Here is a 21,632-nt window from a genome sequence, read left to right as displayed (position 1 = left end):
CAAGCCTGAACTCTGAGCAAGGAGCGTCACCGCGTGAGCACACTCGACACCCTGTCCGAGGACGAGCAGTTCATCATCAGGACGGTGCACGACTTCGTCGACAGGGACGTCAAGCCCGTCGTACGGGAGCTGGAACACTCGGACACCTACCCCGAGGCTCTGATCGAGCGGATGAAGGCACTGGGCATCTTCGGCCTCGCCGTTCCGGAGGAGTACGGCGGCACCCCGGTCTCTATGCCGTGCTACGTCCTGGTCACCGAGGAACTGGCCCGGGGCTGGATGAGTCTGGCGGGTGCGATGGGGGGTCACACCGTGGTCGCCAAACTGCTGCTGCGCTTCGGCACCGAGGAGCAGAAGCTGCGCTATCTGCCGAGGATGGCCACCGGTGAGATCCGGGCGACCATGGCGCTCACCGAGCCCGGCGGAGGCTCCGACCTCCAGGCGATGCGCACCGTCGCCCGCAGGAACGCCGACGGCTATCTCGTCAACGGGTCCAAGACCTGGATCACCAACTCCCGCCGCTCCCGGCTGATCGCGCTCCTGTGCAAGACCGACCCGGACGCCGCCCCCGCCCACCGGGGCATCTCGATCCTGCTCGTGGAGCACGGTCCCGGGCTCACCGTCTCGCGTGACCTGCCCAAGCTCGGCTACAAGGGCGTGGAGAGCTGCGAGTTGTCGTTCGAGGACCACCAGGCGTCGGCGGACGCGGTACTCGGTGGTGTCGAGGGCAAGGGGTTCGCACAGATGATGAAGGGGCTGGAGACCGGGCGGCTCCAGGTCGCCGCCCGCGCGCTCGGTGTGGGCCGGGCCGCGCTGGAGGACTCGCTCGCCTACGCGCAGCAGCGGGAGTCGTTCGGCAAGCCCATCTGGCAGCACCAGTCGGTCGGCAACTACCTGGCGGACATGGCGACTTCACTCACCGCCGCCCGCCAGCTCACCCTGTACGCGGCCCGGGAGGCTGAGGCAGGCCGTCGGGTCGACATGGAAGCGGGCATGGCCAAGCTGTTCGCCTCCGAGACAGCCATGCAGATCGCCCTCAACGCCGTCCGCATCCACGGCGGTTACGGCTACTCGACCGAATTCGACGTGGAGCGCTACTTCCGCGACGCACCCCTGATGATCGTCGGAGAGGGCACCAACGAGATCCAACGCAACGTCATCGCCGACCAGTTGGTCAAGCGAGGGGGACTCGAGGCGTGAACCTCGTCGCGTGGGTGACGTATCTGCCGGGCGTTCGGAAAGCCGGGTCCGTAACGTCTCCACGTACGAACTGGGCTGTCAGGGGCGGCCGCCGGCCACTGTCTCCCATTCCTGTGCCGGAAGGTCGAGGAGTTGTTTGATCCGGTCGGCGTCCGGCAGCGGACCATGATCACCCGTCACCTTGAGGGCCGACGCGGCCGTGATGTGTCCGAGCCGTAGCGCGCGCTCCATGCCCCCGCCACGCAGCAGGCCGGTCAGGAATCCGGCGGCGAAAGCGTCACCCGCGCCGACGGGCTCCACCACGTCCGTGCGGAGGGCGGTCACCGTCCACGCACCCTCGTGGCCGAAGGCGGTGGCCGCACGGCCGCCGTCCTTGACGACTAGGAGGCGCGGGTGTGGCAACAGCTGCCGTACGTCGGCCGGTTCGAGGTCGGCGTCCCACAGTTCCTGTGCCTCGTCGAGGCCCACGAAGGTGATGTCGGAGCGGTCGGCGAGGTCGCGCAGCAGAGGGGCGGCCGTCCCCGGCGGCCACAGGGCCGGGCGGTGATTGACGTCGAAGCTGATGGCGTACGGGCGCTCGGCGGGCGGAGTGGTGAGTGCCTCCACGACCATGTTCCGGCAGGACGGGGACAGTGCCGGGGTCACGCCCGTCAGGTGGACGACGGAGGCCGACCGCAGTCTCGCGTCGTCCAGTACGTCGGGGCCCAGTGCCGAGGCCGCCGAGTTGCCGCGGTAGTAGTGGACGCGGGTGCGAGTGCCGGTCGGCTCCTTCACGAGCAGGCCCGTGGGCCGTTCCGGGTCGGAGCGCACGCCGCTGACATCGACGCCCGCCGCGCCGACAGCGGCGCGCACACGCCGCCCCAACGCGTCGTCGCCCAGCGCGGACAGCCAGGAGACGGGGACGCCCAGGTCTGCCAGGTACATCGCCACGTTCGACTCGGCCCCGGCCACCGACACCCGCAGGTCCTCGGCGGTCTCCAGCGATTCGGAGGGGGCGGGAGCCAGGGCGGCCATGGTTTCGCCGATGCAGACCACCGGCCCTTCGGCGGGCCTCCAGCCGTCCTTCATGACCTCTCCCCCGGGAACGAAGCCGATCCGTCGTGGCGGTAGGCAGTCGACGGCCGGCCCGGTACGTCGACACGGGCGGTGAACACCGCGCCGTCGAAGGGACCCGGCTCGGCAAGTCCCACACGAGCAGTCGTGATGTGGAGAAGGTCCTCCCCCAGGCACACACCCGCGGGCTGTCGTGCGGGCAGACTCAGCGTGCGGTCCAGCCGACCGTCCGGCAGATACCGGCGTACGGATCCCGTGCCCCACACCGCCACCCATACGGCGCCCTCGACATCCACCACCATGCCGTCGGGGCTGCCGTCGTCGACGGTGACGAACACCTCAGGGGCCCCGAGTTCGGCGGTTTCCGGGTCCACGGGGTAGCGCCTGACGACTCCCCGGGCGCTGTCGGCCAGGTACATGGTGGCGCCGTCGGCCGTGAAGGCCGGCCCGTTCGGCACCGTGATGTTGTCGAGGACTCGGGTCACCGTGCCGTCGTGGTCCACCCGGTAGAGGGAACCGGCTCCCTCGTCGGCGTCGTAGGCCATGCTGCCCGCCCAGAAGCGGCCGGAGGGGTCGGTGGTCGCGTCGTTCATGCGCATGGGCCGTGCGGCGTCCGCTTCGGGCTGTGCCAGCCACCGCGTCGACCCGTCGGGAGTGAGCAGGCAGATCCCGGTGCCCGCGGCGGCGATCCAGGTGCCGGGGGCACCGGCCACGGGGGCCACCGCGCCCAGGGGAACGGGCAGTTGGGCCAGTTGCCGCAGGGGGTCGATGGGGTGACCGACGGCGGTGAGCAGACGGCCGGCGAGGATGTCCACGAGCACGATGCCGCGGTCGGTCCAGCGGATGCCCTCGCCAAGCTCCAGACGGTCGGGACGGAGAGCTTCGACTCCGGCTGAGGCTGAGGCTTGGGCCGGGGCTGCGGCGTCCCTTGCGGCTTGGGCGTCCGGCGCGGCTTCGGCGTGTGCTGCGGCTTCGGTGTCCGGCGCGGCTTCGGGGTGCGCTCCGGCTTCGGTGTCCGGCGCGGCTCCGGCGTGCGCTGCGGCTTCGGCGTCCGACGCGGCTTCGGCGTGTGCTGCGGCTTCGGTCACGGCCTGTCTTCCCGTACGACGGTCAAGAAGGCCCGGGCCCGGTCGCGCAGCGCGGTAAGGCTGCCGCCGTCGGCCGCGTCTCCGATCAGCGGGGAGCCGACTCCGACGGCGGTCGCTCCGGCGGCCAGATACGCCCGGGCTGCCGCCTCGTCGACCCCGCCCACCGGCACGAACAGTTCGTGCGGGAACGGGCCGCGCAGGGCCTTGAGATAGGCGGGGCCGCCGGCCTGGGCTGCCGGGAAGATCTTCAGCGCTGCGGCGCCGAGGGGGCGTGCGGCCAGGATTTCGGTGGGGGTCATGACTCCGGCCAGGACCGGCAGGCCGAGTTCACGTGCCGCTACGACGCCTTCGCCGAGTGCGGGGGTGACGGCGAAGTTCGCACCGGCCCGCTCAGCGGCGCGAGCGTCGTCGGCGGTCAGGACCGTGCCGGCGCCGAGGGGCCGGTCGGGCCCGAGCGCCTTGCGCGCCTGCTCGATGACGGACAGGGCGTCCGCGCCGGTCAGGGAGACCTCGATCAGCTCGATGCCTTCCTCGGCGAGGGTCAGCACGGTGCGTACCGAGGCTTCGGGGTCGGTGCCGCGGATGATGGCGACCAGGCGGTGGGCGGCCAGGGCCGCTCGCAGATCCATGGACGAGCTCTCCTTTTCACGCGGGTTCACTGAGACTCATAGAGGTTGATCAAGGCTCACACAGGTCGGTTCAGGTACAGCGGCAGTTCGCGGTCAGTGTCAGCCGCCATCGCACCTCGCCCGAGTCGGGTACGAGGGCAGCGTCGCCGGGGCCCGCCTCCGCGAGGTCGAACACGCGGCCGAGCATCGGTTCGACGCCCGTGCTGCGGTAGGGGTGCGCTGCGGGAAAGCCGCCCAGGTTGCGCCACAGGGCGATCGACACGGGCTGCCCTTCGGCTTCGAGGGACAGCGACAGCCGGTCGGCCCGGTCGTGGACGCAGCAGCGGGAGGCGTCCGCGACGGCTCCGACGGCGGTCCCGTCGTCCGGACCGAGTTGGTCCAGGCGCAGTCCGCAGGGTGCGGGCCAGCTCCCTTCGACCCAGGCGACGCCTTGCGGCCACGCCCGGTCCAGCAGTGGCGCCGCCTCGGGGAAGAGGCGGGTGCTCGCTCCCTCGCGGATGTGCGGCGTCGCCCGGTCGGAGAGGTCGAGCAGTGCGTGTGCGGCCCAGACGAAACGAAAGCCCCCCTCGGCCTTCAGCACGTAGTCGACCTCGGCGCCTTCCGCGGTGCCGTGGATCGTGCGGGTCAGGGTGAAGCGGTCGCACTGGACGACGTCGCTGTCACCGTCGCGCGTCCAGCGGCGTGACCAGGCGTCACCGTGGTCGGGGGTGCCGCGGACCGTGGGGATGCACTCTTCCAGTCCGCCCGCGTCCACGAAAGCGTCTCCGGGTGACACGCTCTGCCGTTCGGGTGCCTCGCGCCGCCAGAGCCATTCGCGCCCCGCGGTGCGCAGTGAGGTCCAACGGCCGCCGTGGGCAAGGTCGGTGACGATGTCCATCGGTGTGGTCACCACTCCGCGAAGGAGCCGTCGAGGTGCCGCCACACGGGATTGCGCCAGGCGTGACCGGTGCGGTCGGCGGCGCGGACGGCGGCCTCGTCGATGGTGATGCCGAGGCCGGGGGCGTCGCCGCGGGAGGCGTGGCCGTCGACGAACCGGAAGGGCTCGGTGTCGACGAGGTAGGAGAGCAGGTCGGCGTCCTTGTTGTAGTGGATGCCGCGGCTCTGCTCCTGGATCAGGAAGTTCGGGGTGGCGAACGCGATCTGGAGGCTGGCCGCGAGCGCGATGGGGCCGAGGGGGCAGTGCGGGGCGAGCTGGGCGCCGTAGGTCTCGGCGAGCGAGGCGATGCGGTGCACCTCCGAGATGCCTCCGGCGTGGGACAGGTCGGGCTGGGCGACCGCGATGCCCGCGGCGAGCACGGGCAGGAACTCCGCGCGTCCGTAGAGGCGTTCACCGGTGGCGAGCGGTACGGGGCTCGCGGCGACCAGCCCTGCCAGCAGATGGCCTTGCTCGGGTACGACGGGTTCCTCGACGAACAGCGGGTGCAGCGGGGCGAGTTCGGCGAGGACGCGGCGGGCGCCCGCGGCGGTGAAGCGGCCGTGGAAGTCGACGGCGACGTCACGGTCCGGGCCGAGTGCCTCGCGGGCGGCGGCCACACGGGCGACGACCGCGGCGGTCTCGGCGGCGGTGGGGACCGGCGAGGTGGCTCCGGCGGCGTTCATCTTCACGGCGGTGAAGCCCGCCTCGACCTGGGCGGCTATCTGCTCGGTCAGCTCGGCGGGTTCGTCGCCGCCCACCCAGGCGTAGACCCGGACGCGGTCGCGCACCGGGCCGCCGAGCAGGGCGTGCACGGGAGCGCCGTACGCCTTCCCGGCGATGTCCCACAGGGCCTGGTCGAGGCCGGCGACGGCGCTGGAGAGGACCGGGCCGCCCCGGTAGAAGCCGCCCTTGGTGAGGACCTGCCAGTGGTCCTGGATGCGCAGCGGGTCCTGGCCGACGAGGTATTCGGCCAGGACGTCCACGGCGGCGCGGACGACTTCGGCGCGCCCTTCGACGACCGGTTCTCCCCAGCCGACCACGCCCTCGTCGGTCTCGACGCGGCAGAACAGCCAGCGGGGCGGGACCAGGAAGGTCTCGATGCGGGTGATCTTCACTGGGAGCGGGAGCCTTCCACGGAAGCGGAATCAGAATCGGAGACCGAATCGGCGCCGGAGTCGGAGTCGGAGTCGCCGACGCGGTCCAGATCGCGGCCGGCCTGGTCGAGCAGGGCACGCATCGCGGCCTCGGCGGCCCCAGGGTCCCGGTCGCGTACGGCGTCCAGGACGGCGCGGTGGGCCGGGACCGGGTCCTCGCTGTGCGGGGAGCTGTGCACGATGCGGTCGCGGTGGGCCAGGCCGGACTCGATGACCATCTCCATTCGTTCGAGGAGTTCGTTGTGGGTGGCGCTGAGCAGGGCGCGGTGGAAGGCGAGGTCGGACTCGACGGCGTGGGCGGCGTCACCGTCCCGCTCCCCCATCGCCTCGATGGCGGCGTCCAGGGCTGCCAGGTCCTCGTCGGTGCGGCGCTCGGCGGCCAGGCGCACGGCGGCGGGTTCGATGATGGCGCGTACTTCGGCAAGGTTGTGCAGCAGCGCGCGGTCGGACGCGTTGGTGCGGCCGCCCTCGAACTGCCAGCGCAGCACGTCGGCGTCGAGCAGGTTCCACTCGGCGCGGGTCCGCACGAAGGTGCCGCGCCGCTGGCGGGCGTCGACCATTCCCTTGGCGGCGAGCACCTTGAGCGACTCGCGCAGCGCGGTCAGGCTCACGTCCAGCTCGCTCTGCAGTGCCACCAGGTCCAGCGTGGCCCCCTCGGGGATCTCACCGCCCAGGATGCGACGGGCGAGGAGTTCCACGGTCTGGCCGTGCACTCCGCGACGGGCATAGGGCGTCATGTCGTAGGGCCTTTCTGCTGTTGAGGGAGCATGGTCATGCGGAGGCCTTGACGACGCTCCAGCCGCCGTCCACGACGAGGCTCGTCCCGGTGATGTAGGAGGCTTCGTCGGCGCCGAGGAACGCGATCGCGGCGGCGACCTCCTCGGGGGAGCCGAAGCGGCGCACCGCCGTCTCGGCGATGCTGCGTTCCCGGTCCTCGGGCGGGACCCTGTCCCAGGCGGCGGTCAGGATCGGGCCCGGGACGACGGCGTTGACGCGTACCTCGGGCCCGTATTCGACGGCGAGTTGTCCGCACAGGGAGAGCAGGGCGCCCTTGGATGCGGCGTAGGCGGGATGGCCGGGGATGCCCTTGTGGGCGTGGACGGACGAGGTCAGCACGACTGCGCCCCGCCGGTCCCGCAGATCGGGCAGCACCGCCCGGAAGCCGAGGAAGCTGCCGGTGAGGTTGACGTCGAGCTGCCGCTGCCAGGAGGGGAGGGACATCTCGTGGGCGGGGGTGACGTCGACGGTGAAGGCGTTGCTGACGAGGACGTCCACGGGCCCGTAGGTGTGCGCCGTGTCGACGACCCGGGCCCAGTCCTCCTCGGCCGCGACGTCGGCGGTCACGAACCGGGCCCGGCCGCCGTCCTTGCCGATCCGCTCCGCCACGGCCTCGCCCCGCTCCTCGGCCAGGTCGACGAGTACGACGGCGGCTCCTTCCTCGGCGAGGCGTGCGGCCGTGGCGGCTCCGATGCCAGAGGCCGCTCCGGTGACCACGGCCGTGCGGCCGCCGAAGCGGGCACCGTGCCGTCGTACGGGCTGGTCCATCGTGGGGTTCGACTCCTTCACGGGCGTGGGACGGTTGATCGGCCGTCTTGAGAACATATGCCGGACCGGGCTCACTGGCGTATCAGCACCACCAGTTCGGCGTCATGGCCGGCGCTCCACGCGAACGGCAGTCCGTAATGGAGCAGATGGGCTCCGCTGTACGTCGTCCCCGTCGCGGTGTCGCGATAGTGCGCCGCCGGCTCCAGGTCCCGCAGCCGCAGCCGGTCGGGCCGCCCGGGCAGGAGCGGGGCCCCGTCCAGGCGGCCGGTGCCGAGCGCGGCGACGACCGTGCGGTCGTCGAGGTCGTACTGCACTCCGCAGGTGCTGTCGTCCGGCGTGCCGAGGAGGCGGGCCTCTCCCCGATGGACGACGTCCCTCACCCGCTTGTACCGGGCGATCCACTCGGCGGCCTCGGCCCGCTCCTGCGGCGTCCAGGCGCGCAGGTCGGCGCCGATCCCGAGGACACCGCAGATGGCGTTGACGAATCGGAACGCGAGGCTGCGGGGGCGTGGGTCGAGGATGCCGGGGGCGTCGGTGACCCAGGAGCTCATGACGTGCGGGGCGTGGGCGTGCAGGAACCCGTGCTGGACCGAAAGCCGGTCCAGGGGAGCGGTGTTGTCGCTGGGCCACACGACGTCGGTGCGGGCGATGGTCGCGTGCTCGATCCGCCCGCCGCCGCCCGCGCAGCCCTCGACGGTGACGTCGGGATGGGCGGCACGCAGGTGGTCCAGGACGCGCAGATACCCGGCGACATGCTCCGCGTCCAGGTCGGCAGGACCGTGGCCGGGGCGCCCGCGCTCGGTGGGCGGGCGGTTCATGTCCCACTTGAGGTAGCTGATGTCGTAGGCGCCGAGCAGCCGGTCGAGCGTGCCGATCACGAAGTCCTGGACGTCCGTGCGGCCCAGGTCGAGCAGCAGCTGGTTGCGGACCAGGCGGGCGGGGCGGCCCTCGATCCGGTAGACCCACTCGGGGTGTTCGGCGTACAGACGGCTGGTCGGGCTGACGGCCTCGGGCTCGACCCACAGGCCGAAGTCCAGCCCGAGCGCCCGGATGTCCTCGACGAACGGGCCGAAGCCCTGTGGGAACGCCGCCGGGTCCGGGTACCAGTCGCCCAGTCCCCCGGTGTCGTCGCCGCGGCCGGTGAACCATCCGTCGTCGACGACGAACAGTTCGGCGCCGATGTCGGCGGCCAGCTTGGCCAGTTCCAGCTGGCCGGCCGCGTCGACGTCGAAGCCGGTGGCCTCCCAGGAGTTGTAGAGCACCTTGCGGGGGCGGTTCAGTCGCTCGCCCGCGAGGTGGCGTTCGTAGCGGTGCCAGACGCGGGAGAGGCCGTCGAGGCCGTCGGGGCTGAAGGCGCAGGCGAGGCGGGGGGTGGTGAGGGTGTCGCCGGGGGTCAGGTGTACGACTCCCTCGTGCGGGACCCGCCCGGCGCGGACGCGTACGCTGCCGCCCGGCTCGGCCTCCGCGGTGATGTGCCAGTTGCCGGACCATTCGAGGGCGATGCCGTATGCCGCCTCGGCCTCCCCGTCCTGCACGGCGAGCCAGGGTGCGTACCCGTGTCCGGGCGCGCCCTGGAGGCTGCCCATGGTGAACGTGCCACGGGACAGGTCGAGTTGGGTGCGCCAGAACTCCTGGGACCACTGGCCGGTGAGGTATGTCAGCCGGGCGGCACCCGTGACGGGGATGTTCACTGCGGCCGAGTCGAGCCGCTCCAGGCGCAGTTCCTGCGTGGAGGTCAGTTCGGTCCAGCGGAGGATCACGTCCGTGCCCGGAACCGTCTCGTAGCAGAGGACCGTACGCAGTCCCAGGACGTCGTCGGTGAAGGTGAGCCGCAGGCTTCCCTCCCCCTCCTCCGCACTGTCGAAGTCCCACCACGAGCCCCGGTCCTGGCCCGGACGTGCCGCGACCAGCTCTGATCCCGTGAACGGCCGCAGCCCGTACGGCAGGTACTCGGCGGGGGCCGCGTCGGCGGGGGTGACGAAGTGGGTGCGGTGGGACCAGTCGAGGGCGGAGGGGCCGTCTTCGACGCCGAGCGGACCCCAGGCGTCGAGTTCGGCCCACGGGCCGTCCGGGGACAGCCGGACGGTGTAGCTGGTGTGCTCGGTGCGCAGGGTCCAGCGCGGGTACGACGTCACTTCACCGCTCCCAGGTTGAGGCCGGCCACGAAGTGCCGCTGGAACCGCAGGAACACGGCCACGGTGGGAGCGGCGGCGATGACGGAGCCGGCGGCGATCACGTTCCACATCGATACGTACTGTCCCTGAAGTCCGATGAGGGCCGCGGTGATCGGCATCTTGGTGTCGCTGCGCAGCACGGTGATGGCCCAGAGCAGGTCGTTGAAGATCCAGGTGAAGGACAGGGCGCTGAGGGCGGCCAGGGCGGGGCGGGTGAGGGGGAGGATGATCCGCCAGAAGATCTGCCAGGGCCCGGCGCCGTCGACGACCGCCGCCTGCTGGATCTCTGCCGGTATGGACCGCATGAAGCCGTGCAGCACGAAGACGTAGAAGCCGACGCCGAAGCCGATCTGTACGCCGATCAGTGCGGGCAGGGTGTCGAAGACGCCCATCTGCTCGCTGAGCTTGGAGACCGGGATGAGCAGGATCTGCGGCGGGAGCAGGTTGCCGCCGAGCATGAGCAGCAACAAGGAGCGGCGGAAGGGCAGTTCGTAGCGGCTGAGCGAGAAGGCGGCCATGGCGGCCAGTGCGAGCGTCACCAGGACGCACGGCACGGTGACCAGCAGGCTGTTGATCAGGGCGCGCTGCTGGCCGCCGTCGTTCCAGGCCTGGCCGAAGTTGTCGAGGGTGAAGGACTGCGGCCAGCTGCCCAGGCCGTTCGCGGCGATGTCGTCGAAGGTACGCAGGCTGGTCACCAGGACCAGGGCGATGGGCAGCAGCCACAGGAGGGCCAACGCCCCGGCGCCCAGGTGGAATCCGGCGGTCGCGGCCCGCTTGCGGCGCAGGGCCGTGGACGTGGCGGACATCAGTCGGCCTCCCGGAACGCGCGGACGAGGTAGGAGCAGATGACGCCGAAGGCCAGCACGAAGATGACGACGGCGAGGGCGGAGCCGTAGCCGAGTCGCAGGGACTGGAAGGCGGTTGAGTACATGTAGGTGCTCAGCAGTTCGGACGAGTGGTAGGGGCCGCCGCGGGTGAGCGACCACACGACGTCGAAGGAACGCAGTGAGTCGATGACGATGACGGACAGGACGACCGCGTTGACGCTGCGGAGTTGGGGCAGGGTGACGTGGCGGAAGCGCTGCCAGGAGCTCGCGCCGTCGACCTTGGCGGCCTCGTACAGGGCCGGGTCGATGCCCTTGAGGCCGGCCAGGTAGAGGACCATGACGTAGCCGATCTGCCGCCACAGTGCGGGCACGATCACCGCGTACAGGGCGGTGTCCTGGTCGGCGAGCCAGGCGTGGCGCAGGCTGCCGAGGCCGACCGATTCCAGGAGTTGGTTCAGGACGCCGTCGGGCTGGTAGATCGCCTGCCAGACCAGGGCGGTGGCGACCAGGGAGAAGACGACGGGCAGGAAGAGGGCCGCGCGGTAGAAGCCGACTCCGCGCCGCTCCTGCTGGAGCAGCAGCGCGGCCGCCAGGCCGAGCAGGGCGGAGAGGCCGCCGAAGAGCACGAGCCACAGCACGGTGTGGCCGGCCGCGCTGCGGAAGACCTCGTCGTGGGCCATCTCCCGGAAGTTGTCCAGGCCGACGAACTGCGGTGCGGAGACGCCGTCCCAGCTGGTGAGGGCGAGGTAGAAGCCCTGCAGGGCGGGCCAGAACACCCATACCGCTTCGGCGAGGAGCGGGACGAGGACGAACGCGAGCACCAGCGGGGACGTACGGCGCGGGCCCCCGGTCCGCCTGCCGCGGGGCGACGGCGGGGCCGGGGACTTCCGTTCGGGCGCGGTCAGGACTGCCATATCAGGCGTTCCAGATCTTCTCGGCGTCGCGCTGCCAGCCGGTGAGGATGCTGTCGATCTCCTTCGGCTTGGCGAGGAACCTGGTCAGTGCGGTGTCCGCGGTGGGCTGGAGGGCGTCGCTGGAGTCCCGGTTGAAGAACTGGGTGATCTCGGCGGCCTCCTCGACATGCGCGCGGCCCTTCTTCACCAGGGCGGTGCCGGCGTCCTTCGCCTTCGGGTTGCACGGCAGGACGGTGCCCGACGAGCCCTTGATGTAGATCTCCTGGGACTCGGCGGTGGCGAGGTAGCTCATCAGGTCGACGACCTGGTCGCGGCGACCGGTGCGAGCGCTGGCGAAGTAGCCGTCGACCGGGGCCTCTTCGGCGAGCGGGATCTTCGGGTCGATGACGGGGAAGCGGAAGAAGTCGATGTCGTCGAGCGCGTCCTTGGGGGCGGCGTCGGCGAAGAAGGTGCCGATGAGCATCATGCCGCTGCGGCCGTTGAGCAGGGTGGTCGTGGCGTCCTGGAAGGGGACGGCGGCGCCGTTCGGGTCGAAGTACGGCAGCAACTCCTGCCAGCGGTCGAAGACCTTGCGCACCTCGGGGTCGTCGAACCGGTGCTTTCCGGCGAGGAGTTCGCGGTGGTACTCGGCGCCGTTGATCCGGATGTCGAGGTAGTCGAACCAGGCCGAGGCCACCCAGGCGGTGTTGCCGCCCGCGCCGAGGCCGATCGGGTCGATGCCCTTGCTCTTGAGCTTGTCGCACAGGTCGAGGAAGTCGTCCCAGCTCTTGGGCTCGCTCACGCCCCACTTGGCGAAGTTGGACCTCCGGTAGAACATGCCCCACCAGTAGTAGGTGGCGGGGACGAAGACCTTCTTGCCCGAGCTCGCGGTGCACAGGGAGTGCAGGGCCTTGGAGTAGCTCTTGAGGTCGGGCGAGGAGTTCCAGACCTGGTCGAGGTCGAGCAGCAGGTCCTTCTTGGCGTAGGCGTCCGCCACCGAACCGGGGTACCAGGTGTACACGTCCGGCGGGTTGGCGGAGGTGAGGTACGTCGGCAGCTGGGTGCGGAAGGTCTCCGCGGCGACCGTGTTGAGGCTGGCGCGCGCCGACCCCTTCTTGGCGTACGCGGCGACGAGGTCCTCCATCGCGGCCTTGGCCTGCGGTGCGGACACGTTGGACTGAAGGGTCACCGCGCCCTTCGAGGAGCTCTTGCCGGAGGAGGTGGAGGTGACACAGCCGCTGAGCAGCGCCGTCGTCCCGGCGGCACCGAGTCCTGCGAGGAACCGGCGTCGGCCGGTCTGATGGTTCGTCATGGATGGCTCCCTGTGGATCCGCGCGGGCGGGGCGGCCCTCCTGACGGCCGGGCCCCGCTCGCGCGGATACAGATTCGCGTGGCACTCACGCCACGTCAAGAATAATTACTAATTTATTTGAACTGGGTCCGGTGCACGTAGCCGTCGACTCCGCGGAACACCGCGTCGACCGTGCCGCCCGGCCCTGCCACCGCTCCGAGAGCGCCCTCGAAGGCCGCGCTCGGGAACTCCTGCCGCTTGGTCCAGCCCTGCCAGGCACCGTTCTCGTACCGCTGCTGCCAGAGCGTGTAGTCGGAGGCCCGCGCGTACAGCACCACGGCGTCTCCCACGGCGACGAGCGTCGGGCTGCCGCTGACGGTCCCGCCGAGCGATGTCCACTGCGACCACTCCCCCGACGCCGCCCGGGAGCGCGTCCACACGTCGTCCGCCGCGGAGCGCACGGCCACGTGGACCCGCCCCTGGGAGTCGACTGCGGCGGACGGCCGTCCGTACACCGGCCGGCCACCGGGTGCGCCGAGCGAGGACCAACCCGTCGACGGGCCGCGCTGCACGACCTGTCCGTCGGAGCCGGTGGCGAACAGCGTCCAGTGCCCGGGGTCGGTGAACGCCACCGACGGCGCGTCGGTCACGCGGCCGCCCAGGCTCTGCCACGTGCCCCAGCGGCCGTCGGCGAAGACCCGCCGGTGGACCCGGGAGTCGGTACCGCGCACGAAGACGTCGATCCGGCCGCCGGCCGTGGCGTACGCGGCGGGCTGGCCGAGGATCCTGTCCTTCGTGGGGCCGCCGAGATCCCGCGTCCGAGCCCGGCCGTTGCCGTCGGCGGAGGTCACGTGCTGGACGAGGGAGCCGTTCGGTCCGCGCAGGAACGTCGTGAGGTTGTCGCCGTCGCGCACCACTGCCGGGCTCGCCGTAGCCCTCTGGCCCAGGCTGGTGCCGGGCAGGGCGTCGGCGCCGGTCAGCTTCAGGAACGCGGTGCCGTGCGCGGGGACCTCGACCGTGTACGAGTCGGTGTGGACGCCCCGGTCCGCCCTGGCCCGCAGGTCACGCACCTTCACCCCGCCGCCGAGGCCGACGTCGGAGAACCGGACAGTGCGCTCGACCGCCTTGTCGGAGCGGTTGAGCAGCACGACCGCGCGCCTGCCGTCACCTGCGAGGACCTTGCTGTAGACGTCGCCGACGGAGTCACTGGCCGCCCGTACGCCCTGGACGGCGAGTGGGTCCTGGTCGACGGCGATGATCTCCGGATTGCGCAGCGTCTTGATCATCGAGTCCGACAGGGTGCGCGGATCGGATCCGATGACCAGCGGCGAGCCCATCTGGGCCCACATCACGAACTGTGTGGTGGACTCCTCCTGAGTCAGCTCCAGGGATCCGTCTCCCATGCGCCGCATGGGGATGAGGTAGTCCGGGTCGTTGTAGTGGCCGGGCCCCTGCGCCTCGGGGTGCCAGGCGTTCGCGTCCATGTTGCGCAGCACGTTGGGCCACTGTCCCGGGCTCGGGGTGCCCCAGGCGATGTCCGTGCCGGTTCGCCAGGAGTCGGCGATCGTCGGGGCGTAGACGTACGTGTTGTGCGCGTCCTGTTCGGGTGTGTGCGGCAGGCCCCAGTCGTCGGTGAGCGGGTTGCAGAGGTTGAGCAGCATCCTGCGGCCGGACTTGGCCACCGCGTCGCTGAACTCCTTGAACGCCGGGCCCGGATCGAGCTTGGCGCCGATCCCGCAGAGGAAGTCGACCTTGACCGCGTCGATCTTCCAGTCTGCGAACTGCCGGGCGTCGTCCTCGTAGTGGCCCCTGCTGCCGAGGCCGCAGGTCTTGCCGCCGTCGTAGGCGCCTGCGTCGGTGTAGATGCCCGCCTTCAGGCCGCGTTTGTGCAGGTAGGAGACCAGCGCGGGGATGCCGGAGGGAAAGCGGTCCGGGTGGGCGGCCAATCGCCCTTGTGCGTCACGTGGGTTGTCGGCCTGCCAGCCACCGTCCAGCCACACGATGTCGTAGCCGCTGTCGCGCAGACCGCTGCTGACCAGCTTGTCCGCCACGGAGCGCACCGCCTGCTCGGTGGGTGCGCCCAGGCCGTAGTAGGTGTTCCAGCCCATGTAGGGCGTCGGCGCGAGACCACTGTCGTAGTACTCGGGCGCGCCCTGGTCGACGGCGCCCCGATCGACGCCGGTCTGCGCCGTGGCCGCCGGGGCGGCGGTCACCGCCAGCACGGTTGCGATCGCGACCGCGGTGGCACGGCGCGTCAGTCCGGACGCCGCGGGTGTGCGGACCTGCGGGTGTGAAGTCACTTGCCTCTCCCGAGGGTTGGGAAGCACGAGAACGTGACGCGGGCCGGGCTGCGACAGGGGGCCGTCGACGTCACGGCGAAGACTGTGGCGCGCGGCCGAAATCCTGTCAATATTAATTCCTAATTTAATAGAAAGAGGTGCCGCGACCCGCCGTGCACATCGGCATCCCGTCGGGCGCTTCGCCCTGCTCAGGCGTCCAGGAAAGCCGTCCGAGGTGCGGAACCGCGACGCCGGTCAATCAGGCCCCAAGAGACGAACTCCGCCTCGGGGGTTGACAGAATCCCGCTCGCGTCACAGCCTTTGGCAACGTTGTCATTCGTTGGATCACGTGCCGTGTCGTACCCGGCCCGCACCGCTGTCTTTTGATGGGACATCACGCTCATGACAGATCAGTCGAGCTCGCCACGCCTGTCGCGACGCTCCCTCGTCACCACGGGTTCCACCCTGCTGGCGGGGTTCGGACTTGGTTCCCTGTTGCCCGCGTCGACCGCCTCCGCGGCGGGCATCGACGCGGCGGCCGCGCCCTCCTCGCCTCGTGAGCTGGCGCTCTACCGCCCCGTCACGGTCTCTTCGACGGCCTACGCGCCCACCCCGGGCTCGTTCGTGGTCGACCGACTCGCCTCACCGGGAGTGCGGGGCAGTGGCTGGCGTGCCGGGTCGGGTGACGCGCAGTGGATCTCGATCGATCTGCAGGCCGCCTGCGAGGTCACCTGGATCCGTCTCACCTTCGAAGGCGACGCGAGCGACCCGGTGTTCACTCCCCCGACCACGGGAAATCCGGCCAGTGGCACCACGGGCAAGGAGATCCAGTCCAGCTACGCGGTCGAGTACGTGGTCGAGACGTCCACCAATCGCGAGTCCTGGACCAGCGTGTACCGCACGACGGCGGGCACCGGCGGAGTGGTGAACATCCAGCTCCCGCGCCCGGTCACCGCGCGCCATGTGCGGATGACCTCGCGCAAGCGCTCCAACCCCAATCCCCTCGGTCTGAACGGCTTCGAGGTCTACGGCAGCCCCAAGGGGCACCGTCCTTCGGCCACCGGCTGGACGGACTGGGGCAAGAACTCCGGGCCCGCGCCCAAATTGGTGGTGGCCGACGACGGCACGGTTCCGGTGGAGTCCGGCTGGCGGCTGACCCTCGACGACTGGGCCGACGCCAACGGCGAGGAACTGTCGAAGACGACTGTCGACACCAGCGGCTGGCTGCCGGCGACCGTTCCCGGCACGGTCCTGGCCTCGCTCGTGGACCAGGGCAAGCTGCCCGATCCCGTCACCGGACTCAACAACCTCCATGTCCCCGAGGCCCTGTCACGGCACGCGTGGTGGTACAAGCGGGACTTCGAGCTGCCGCGCGGTCTGCGCACCGGAGCCGGGCGGCGGATCTGGCTGGAGTTCGACGGCATCAACCACAAGGCCGACATCTGGCTCAACGGCAAGCAGGTGGGGGACCTGACCTACCCCTTCGCCCGCTCGTCCCACGACGTGACCGGGCTGCTCTCGGCGGGCGGGGAGAACGCGCTCGCGGTGAAGATCACGCCGATGCCGGTGCCCGGCAGCCCCGGTGACAAGGGCCCCGCGGGCGAGGCCTGGGTGGACGCGGGCGCCAACCAGATGAACCTCAACTCGCCCACCTATCTGGCCTCTTCGGGCTGGGACTGGATGCCCGCCGTACGCGACCGGGCCGCGGGCATCTGGAACCATGTCCGGCTGAGATCCACCGGCCATGTCGTGATCGGCGATCCTCGTGTCGACACCCTCCTGCCGAAACTGCCCGACGTGTCGGTCGCCGAGCTGACCATCGTCGTTCCGGTCCGCAACGCCGACACCACCGACCACCGGGCGACGGTCTCCGCGGCCTTCGACGGCGTACGGGTGTCCAAGGTCGTCACCGTGCCCGGGGGCGGGAGCGTCGACGTCACGTTCACCCCCGACGCCTTCGGTCAACTGCGGCTCCGTAACCCGAAACTGTGGTGGCCCAACGGGCTCGGCGACCCCGCTCTGCACGATCTCACCCTGGTCGCGTCGCTCGACGGTGCCGAGAGCGACCGTCGCTCCACCCGGTTCGGCATCCGCCAGTTCGGCTACGAGTACGAGGTGCCGCTGCCGTTCACCGCCTCCGAGGACGCCTACACCCAGTCCGTGACCTTCGACCGGCAGCAGGCCCAGTACGTACGCGTCAAGTGCCTGACCAGGGCCTCCGGTTGGGGCAACTCGCTGTGGACGCTGTCCGTGTCCGACAGCGCCCGGCCCTCCGTCGACCTCGCGCTGCACGCACCGGCCGACGCGTCGAGCAAGGACGGGGACGACCGCGGTCCGGCCAATGCGACGGACGGCAATCCCGCGACCCGTTGGTCCTCGTCCTACGAGGACGACCAGTGGATCCGGGTCGATCTGGGCTCCCCGCAGTCGTTCGACCGGGTCGACCTGACCTGGGAGCAGGCGTACGCGAAGACCTACCTGGTGCAGGTCTCCTCGAACGACGCCGACTGGACCGATGTGGCGTCGGTGGACAACAGCGCGGTGCCGCTGCCCTTCAACAACGGCAACGCCAGCCTCCAGGTCGAGGACTTCGATCCGCGCACCGCCCGGTACGTCCGTATCGCCTGCGGGGTGCGCAACACGAGCTGGGGCAACTCTCTTTGGTCCCTCGGCGTCATCGACAGCGCCAAGCCCGGAACGGACCTCGCCCTCCGCCAGAAGGCGACCGCCTCCACCGAGGAGTCCGACCACCCGGCCGCGCACGCCACCGACGGCGACGCGGGAACCCGCTGGTCCTCCCAGTACGAGGACCACCAGTGGCTCCAGGTCGACCTGGGCGCCGCGAAGCGGTTCGACCGGGTGGCGATCGTGTGGGAGCCCGCCTACCCGAAGACCTATGTGATCCAGGTGTCCGACGACGGGGACACCTGGACCGACGTGAAGTCCGTGTCCAACACCCCCGACCCGCTGAAGATCAGCGTCAACGGGGTGCGGGTTCTTGCCCGCGGCGGCAACTGGGGCTGGGACGAACTGCTGCGCCGGATGCCGCCGGAGCGGATGGACGCGGCCGTGCGGATGCACCGCGACATGAACTTCACCATGATCCGCAACTGGGTCGGCACATGCGACCGGGAGGAGTTCTTCGCCGCCTGCGACGAGCACGGGATCCTGGTCTGGAACGACTTCCCCAACGCGTGGGCCATGGACCCGCCGGACCACGAAGCCTTCAACTCGATCGCGCGGGACACCGTCCTGCGCTACCGCATCCACCCCAGCGTGGTGATCTGGTGCGGAGCCAACGAGGGCAACCCGCCCGCCGCCATCGACAAGGGCATGCGCCAGGCCGTCGAGCAGCAGGTTCCCGGCATCCTCTACCAGAACAACTCGGCCGGCGGCATCATCACCGGCGGCGGCCCGTACGGCTGGGTCGAGCCGGAGAAGTACTTCGATCCGTCCACGTACGGCAGCAAGGACTTCGGCTTCCACACCGAGATCGGTATGCCGGTCGTCTCCACCGCGGCCAGCATGCGGAACATGACGGGCGACGAGCCCGAGTGGCCGATACGCGGCGCGTGGTACTACCACGACTGGAGTGAGCGCGGGAATCAGGCACCGCACACCTACAAGGCAGCCGTCGAGGCCCGACTCGGGGAGACCGAGGACCTGGACGACTTCGCCCGCAAGGCCCAGTTCGTCAACTACGAGAACACACGCGCCATGTTCGAGGCGTGGAACGCGAACCTGTGGGACAACGCCAGCGGACTGATGCTGTGGATGTCCCACCCCGCGTGGCACAGCACGGTGTGGCAGACCTACGACTACGACTTCGACGTCAACGGCACCTACTACGGGGCCCGCGCCGCCTGCGAGCCCCTGCATGTCCAGGCCGACCCGAAGGGGCAGGTCCTGGCGGTCAACCACACGCGCAAGGACCTCAAGAACGCCACTGTCTCGGCGCGGTTGTTCGATCTGTCGGGCCGGCAGCTCGGCAGGACGAAGGACGCACGGCTGGACGTGGCACCGGCCGCCACCGCGAAGGCGTTCACCAGCGCCTGGACCGACGACCTGCCCGACCTGCATCTCCTGCGCCTGACCCTGGAGAGCAGCGACGGCCGCGTTCTGTCGCGCAACACCTACTGGCGCCATCGCACCGCGGCCGCCATGCGGGCGTTGACCAAGGCGCCGCAGACCAAGGTGGCCGCAACGGTGACGCGTCTGTCCCGTTCCGGAGCCCGTCACGAGCTGACCGCGACCGTCCGCAACCACGGTCGGTCCGTCGCCGCGATGGTCCGGCTGTCCCTGCTCAACGACAAGACCGGTCATCGCGTGCTGCCGACGCTCTACAGCGACAACTACCTGTGGCTGCTGCCCGGCGAGTCACAGACCGTCACCTTGTCCTGGCCCGCGCGCGCTCTGCCCTCGCACCGCCCGCTCCTGAAGGTGGAGGCGTACAACAGCCGCTCCGCCACAGCGCGTTCGTAGGATCTGTCCGACGCACGTCCGGCCTGGTCAGAGGGGCTTGAGCCGGGCGTGCAGGAGACAGAATTCGTTGCCCTCCGGGTCGGCCAGGGTGTGCCAGTTCTCGGCACCGGTCTGGCCGACATCGGCGGGCCTGGCGCCGAGGGCGAGCAGCCGCTCCAACTCGGCGTCCTGGTCGCGGTCGGTGGCGTTGACGTCGATGTGCAGCGGGAGCTTGCCTCGCCGCGGGTCGCTGCTGGGGCTGAGGACAAGGGTGGGTTGCGGGCCGCCGAAGCCGACATCGGGCGGCCCGATCTCGATGCTTCCGTCGTCCTCCCGGTCGAGTTCGACGTAGCCGAGGACCTCGCACCAGAATGCGGCGAGCCGGTCGGGGTCTGCGCAGTCGAGAACCAGTTCACTGATGCGGCATGCCATGCCGGGGAGTGTACATAGACACCCCGAAGGCCGATCGTCGGCCGCGGCGTGAGCAACCGCGGGATCGCAGCAGGTGCGTACGAGCTCAGTCGCGTGCCGGGGAAGCGAGCGCCTCCGCGCGCTGTGCGAGCCGCTTGAGAGCCACCTCGCCCCAGGTCAGGTTGTCCCGTTCGAGGGACAGGCCCCGCAGGCAGGTGAGATAGGGCCCGATGCGCTCGGCGGTGGTGAAGTACTCGTCCTCGGTGCGTCCGGCCAACAGCCATTCCCGTACGCGTTCGTAGCGCGCGATCTTGGTCGCGGCCAGCTCCATGCGCTGGGCGATGGCCGTTCGTACGGCCTCCATGTCGCCGACGTCCACGCACTGGACCTTGACCAGCAACTCGTCCCGGATCGCCGTCGGTTTGGCGGGCGGTTCGGCGGTGTAGGCCCGTACGGCGGCAAGGCCCTCCTCGGTGAGCGAGAACAGCCTCTTGTTCGGACGCCGCTCCTGCTGTACGACGCGGGCGGCGACGAGGCCCTCGCCTTCCATACGCTCCAGCTCGCGGTAGATCTGCTGCGGTGTGGCCATCCAGAAGTTGGCGACCGACGCCTCGAACCCCTTGGCAAGGTCGTACCCCGACGCCTCACCCTCCAGAAGCGCCGCCATCACCGCATTGCGAAGAGCCATGAATCCAACCTAACAGCCTGTTGATTACTCACTGCGACGACTATCAGCGGGCCCGAGCGGGGGGTCTTCGACGACCTGGGCCACCGGAAGCAGGGCAGGTCGCTTGGCCTCCCGGCCGTCACCGGACGAGCGGCCGCGCACGCGACGGGCCAGCCAGGGACCGAGGAAGGAGCCCGCCCAGCGCAGTTCGGTCCCGACGACGCGCAGCCTCGAATGCGCGCGCTCGTCGGCGGGCAGAGGCCGGATCCAGCTGTCGTCGCTTCCCGGTACGGCGAGTGCCTCGGCGACCGCGGCGGCGATCAGGGCATGGCCGCGCGGGCTCGCGTGCAGCCGGTCGGGGCTCCACAGCCGGAGGTCGGTGACCACCGGGTGGGGCTCCGCGTCGGCCACCACCACACCGTGGCGTCGGGCCGCCTCGCGAATGCGGCTGTTCAGGGCGGTGACCCGGTGGCCGATGGGTCTGGCGGCCGGGACGATCCGCGCGAAGTCGGGGAAGGTCAGCGTCGCGACGCGGGCACCGCTCCCTGTGAGCGCGGCGAACATCGCCTCCAGATGCCCGGCCACCTCGTCCGCGTCGAAGCGGGGGCGCAGCACGTCGTTGACACCGGCGACGACCGTCGCCAGATCCGGGCGCAGTGCCAGCGCGGGCTCCAACTGCTCCGAGCGCACCTCACCCGCGAGGCGCCCACGGACGGCGAGGTTGGCGTACAGGAGGCCGGTGTCGGTCCGCGCGATCTGCTCGGCGAGCCGGTCCGCCCACCCTCGCGGGTTCCCGGTGCCGTCGTCGTCACCGAGTCCCTCGGTCTGGCTGTCACCCAGGGCGACGTACCGCGCGTAGCCACTGTCCGCCATGATCGCCCGCCTTCTCCGAGTCCGGACCCCCGCTGTCTGCAGAGCGAGAGCGGATGACTAACTAGTCGGCTATTAAGATAGTTGACTACCCCAGGAAGTGCACATGTCCATTGCCCATACGGGGACGAGACTCCGGATGCGCGCCGGAAGTCTTGACGCCGACTGTATGAC

17 protein-coding genes are annotated in these 21,632 nt (G+C 70.5%); 2 read left to right on the top strand and 15 right to left on the bottom strand.

Annotated elements, in window-relative coordinates:
- Positions 1 to 33: 33 nt before the first annotated feature.
- The gene (locus tag JEQ17_RS46535) at positions 34 to 1,200 is read left to right on the top strand and encodes an acyl-CoA dehydrogenase family protein (protein ID WP_200400984.1); all 1,167 of its coding nucleotides are present in this window, start codon (positions 34 to 36) and stop codon (positions 1,198 to 1,200) included.
- 78 nt (positions 1,201 to 1,278) lie between these two features.
- On the opposite strand, the gene JEQ17_RS46530 is transcribed toward JEQ17_RS46535, so the two are convergent.
- From JEQ17_RS46530 to JEQ17_RS46475, 12 genes are all read right to left on the bottom strand, one after another.
- Positions 1,279 to 2,268 (bottom strand): sugar kinase, encoded by a 990-nt coding sequence (locus JEQ17_RS46530; RefSeq protein WP_200400983.1) that lies wholly within the window; start codon positions 2,266 to 2,268, stop codon positions 1,279 to 1,281.
- Entirely contained in the window at positions 2,265 to 3,116 is an 852-nt protein-coding gene (locus tag JEQ17_RS46525; RefSeq protein ID WP_200402073.1) for an SMP-30/gluconolactonase/LRE family protein, read from the bottom strand. Before JEQ17_RS46525 ends, JEQ17_RS46530 begins: the two co-directional genes overlap by 4 nt.
- Positions 3,117 to 3,337: 221 nt before the next feature.
- A complete protein-coding gene (locus tag JEQ17_RS46520; RefSeq protein WP_200400982.1) occupies positions 3,338 to 3,970 on the bottom strand; it encodes a bifunctional 4-hydroxy-2-oxoglutarate aldolase/2-dehydro-3-deoxy-phosphogluconate aldolase in 633 nt (210 codons plus the stop codon).
- A gap of 70 nt (positions 3,971 to 4,040) precedes the next feature.
- Positions 4,041 to 4,859 (bottom strand): hypothetical protein, encoded by an 819-nt coding sequence (locus JEQ17_RS46515; RefSeq protein WP_200400981.1) that lies wholly within the window; start codon positions 4,857 to 4,859, stop codon positions 4,041 to 4,043.
- Positions 4,856 to 6,001: a galactonate dehydratase gene (gene dgoD, locus JEQ17_RS46510; protein WP_200400980.1), complete on the bottom strand. Its 1,146-nt coding sequence runs from the start codon at positions 5,999 to 6,001 to the stop codon at positions 4,856 to 4,858. Before dgoD ends, JEQ17_RS46515 begins: the two co-directional genes overlap by 4 nt.
- Positions 5,998 to 6,777 (bottom strand): FadR/GntR family transcriptional regulator, encoded by a 780-nt coding sequence (locus JEQ17_RS46505; RefSeq protein WP_200400979.1) that lies wholly within the window; start codon positions 6,775 to 6,777, stop codon positions 5,998 to 6,000. The genes dgoD and JEQ17_RS46505 overlap by 4 nt, the downstream gene beginning before the upstream one ends.
- 34 nt (positions 6,778 to 6,811) lie before the next feature.
- Positions 6,812 to 7,585 carry an SDR family NAD(P)-dependent oxidoreductase gene (locus JEQ17_RS46500; protein ID WP_200400978.1) on the bottom strand — a complete coding sequence of 258 codons (774 nt, stop codon included), beginning with the start codon at positions 7,583 to 7,585 and terminating at the stop codon, positions 6,812 to 6,814.
- A 71-nt stretch (positions 7,586 to 7,656) separates the two neighbouring features.
- On the bottom strand, positions 7,657 to 9,720 hold the full coding sequence (locus tag JEQ17_RS46495) for an alpha-galactosidase (RefSeq protein WP_200400977.1): 2,064 nt from the start codon (positions 9,718 to 9,720) through the stop codon (positions 7,657 to 7,659).
- Positions 9,717 to 10,565 carry a carbohydrate ABC transporter permease gene (locus tag JEQ17_RS46490; protein ID WP_200400976.1) on the bottom strand — a complete coding sequence of 283 codons (849 nt, stop codon included), beginning with the start codon at positions 10,563 to 10,565 and terminating at the stop codon, positions 9,717 to 9,719. Before JEQ17_RS46490 ends, JEQ17_RS46495 begins: the two co-directional genes overlap by 4 nt.
- Positions 10,565 to 11,500 (bottom strand): carbohydrate ABC transporter permease, encoded by a 936-nt coding sequence (locus JEQ17_RS46485; protein WP_200400975.1) that lies wholly within the window; start codon positions 11,498 to 11,500, stop codon positions 10,565 to 10,567. The genes JEQ17_RS46490 and JEQ17_RS46485 overlap by 1 nt, the downstream gene beginning before the upstream one ends.
- 1 nt (position 11,501) lies before the next feature.
- Complete coding sequence (locus JEQ17_RS46480; RefSeq protein WP_200400974.1) at positions 11,502 to 12,791, bottom strand: ABC transporter substrate-binding protein; 1,290 nt, start codon at positions 12,789 to 12,791, stop codon at positions 11,502 to 11,504.
- A gap of 113 nt (positions 12,792 to 12,904) precedes the next feature.
- On the bottom strand, positions 12,905 to 15,070 hold the full coding sequence (locus JEQ17_RS46475; RefSeq protein WP_200400973.1) for a glycoside hydrolase family 27 protein: 2,166 nt from the start codon (positions 15,068 to 15,070) through the stop codon (positions 12,905 to 12,907).
- A 381-nt stretch (positions 15,071 to 15,451) separates the two neighbouring features.
- Between JEQ17_RS46475 and JEQ17_RS46470 the strand changes: the two genes are divergently transcribed.
- Positions 15,452 to 19,531 (top strand): discoidin domain-containing protein, encoded by a 4,080-nt coding sequence (locus JEQ17_RS46470; protein WP_200400972.1) that lies wholly within the window; start codon positions 15,452 to 15,454, stop codon positions 19,529 to 19,531.
- Positions 19,532 to 19,558: 27 nt separating this feature from the next.
- Here JEQ17_RS46470 and JEQ17_RS46465 read toward each other — a convergent pair whose 3' ends face one another.
- The 3 genes from JEQ17_RS46465 to JEQ17_RS46455 form a co-directional block, all read right to left on the bottom strand.
- A complete protein-coding gene (locus JEQ17_RS46465; protein ID WP_200400971.1) occupies positions 19,559 to 19,942 on the bottom strand; it encodes a VOC family protein in 384 nt (127 codons plus the stop codon).
- An 85-nt stretch (positions 19,943 to 20,027) separates the two neighbouring features.
- Positions 20,028 to 20,609: a PadR family transcriptional regulator gene (locus JEQ17_RS46460; protein ID WP_200400970.1), complete on the bottom strand. Its 582-nt coding sequence runs from the start codon at positions 20,607 to 20,609 to the stop codon at positions 20,028 to 20,030.
- A gap of 24 nt (positions 20,610 to 20,633) precedes the next feature.
- Positions 20,634 to 21,461, bottom strand: coding sequence for an SGNH/GDSL hydrolase family protein (locus JEQ17_RS46455; protein WP_200400969.1), 828 nt, complete (start codon positions 21,459 to 21,461; stop codon positions 20,634 to 20,636).
- Positions 21,462 to 21,632: the final 171 nt, after the last annotated feature.

This window comes from Streptomyces liliifuscus (assembly GCF_016598615.1).
Classification (GTDB): Bacteria; Actinomycetota; Actinomycetes; order Streptomycetales; family Streptomycetaceae; genus Streptomyces; species Streptomyces liliifuscus.
This window is presented reverse-complemented; position numbering and strand designations above follow the sequence as displayed.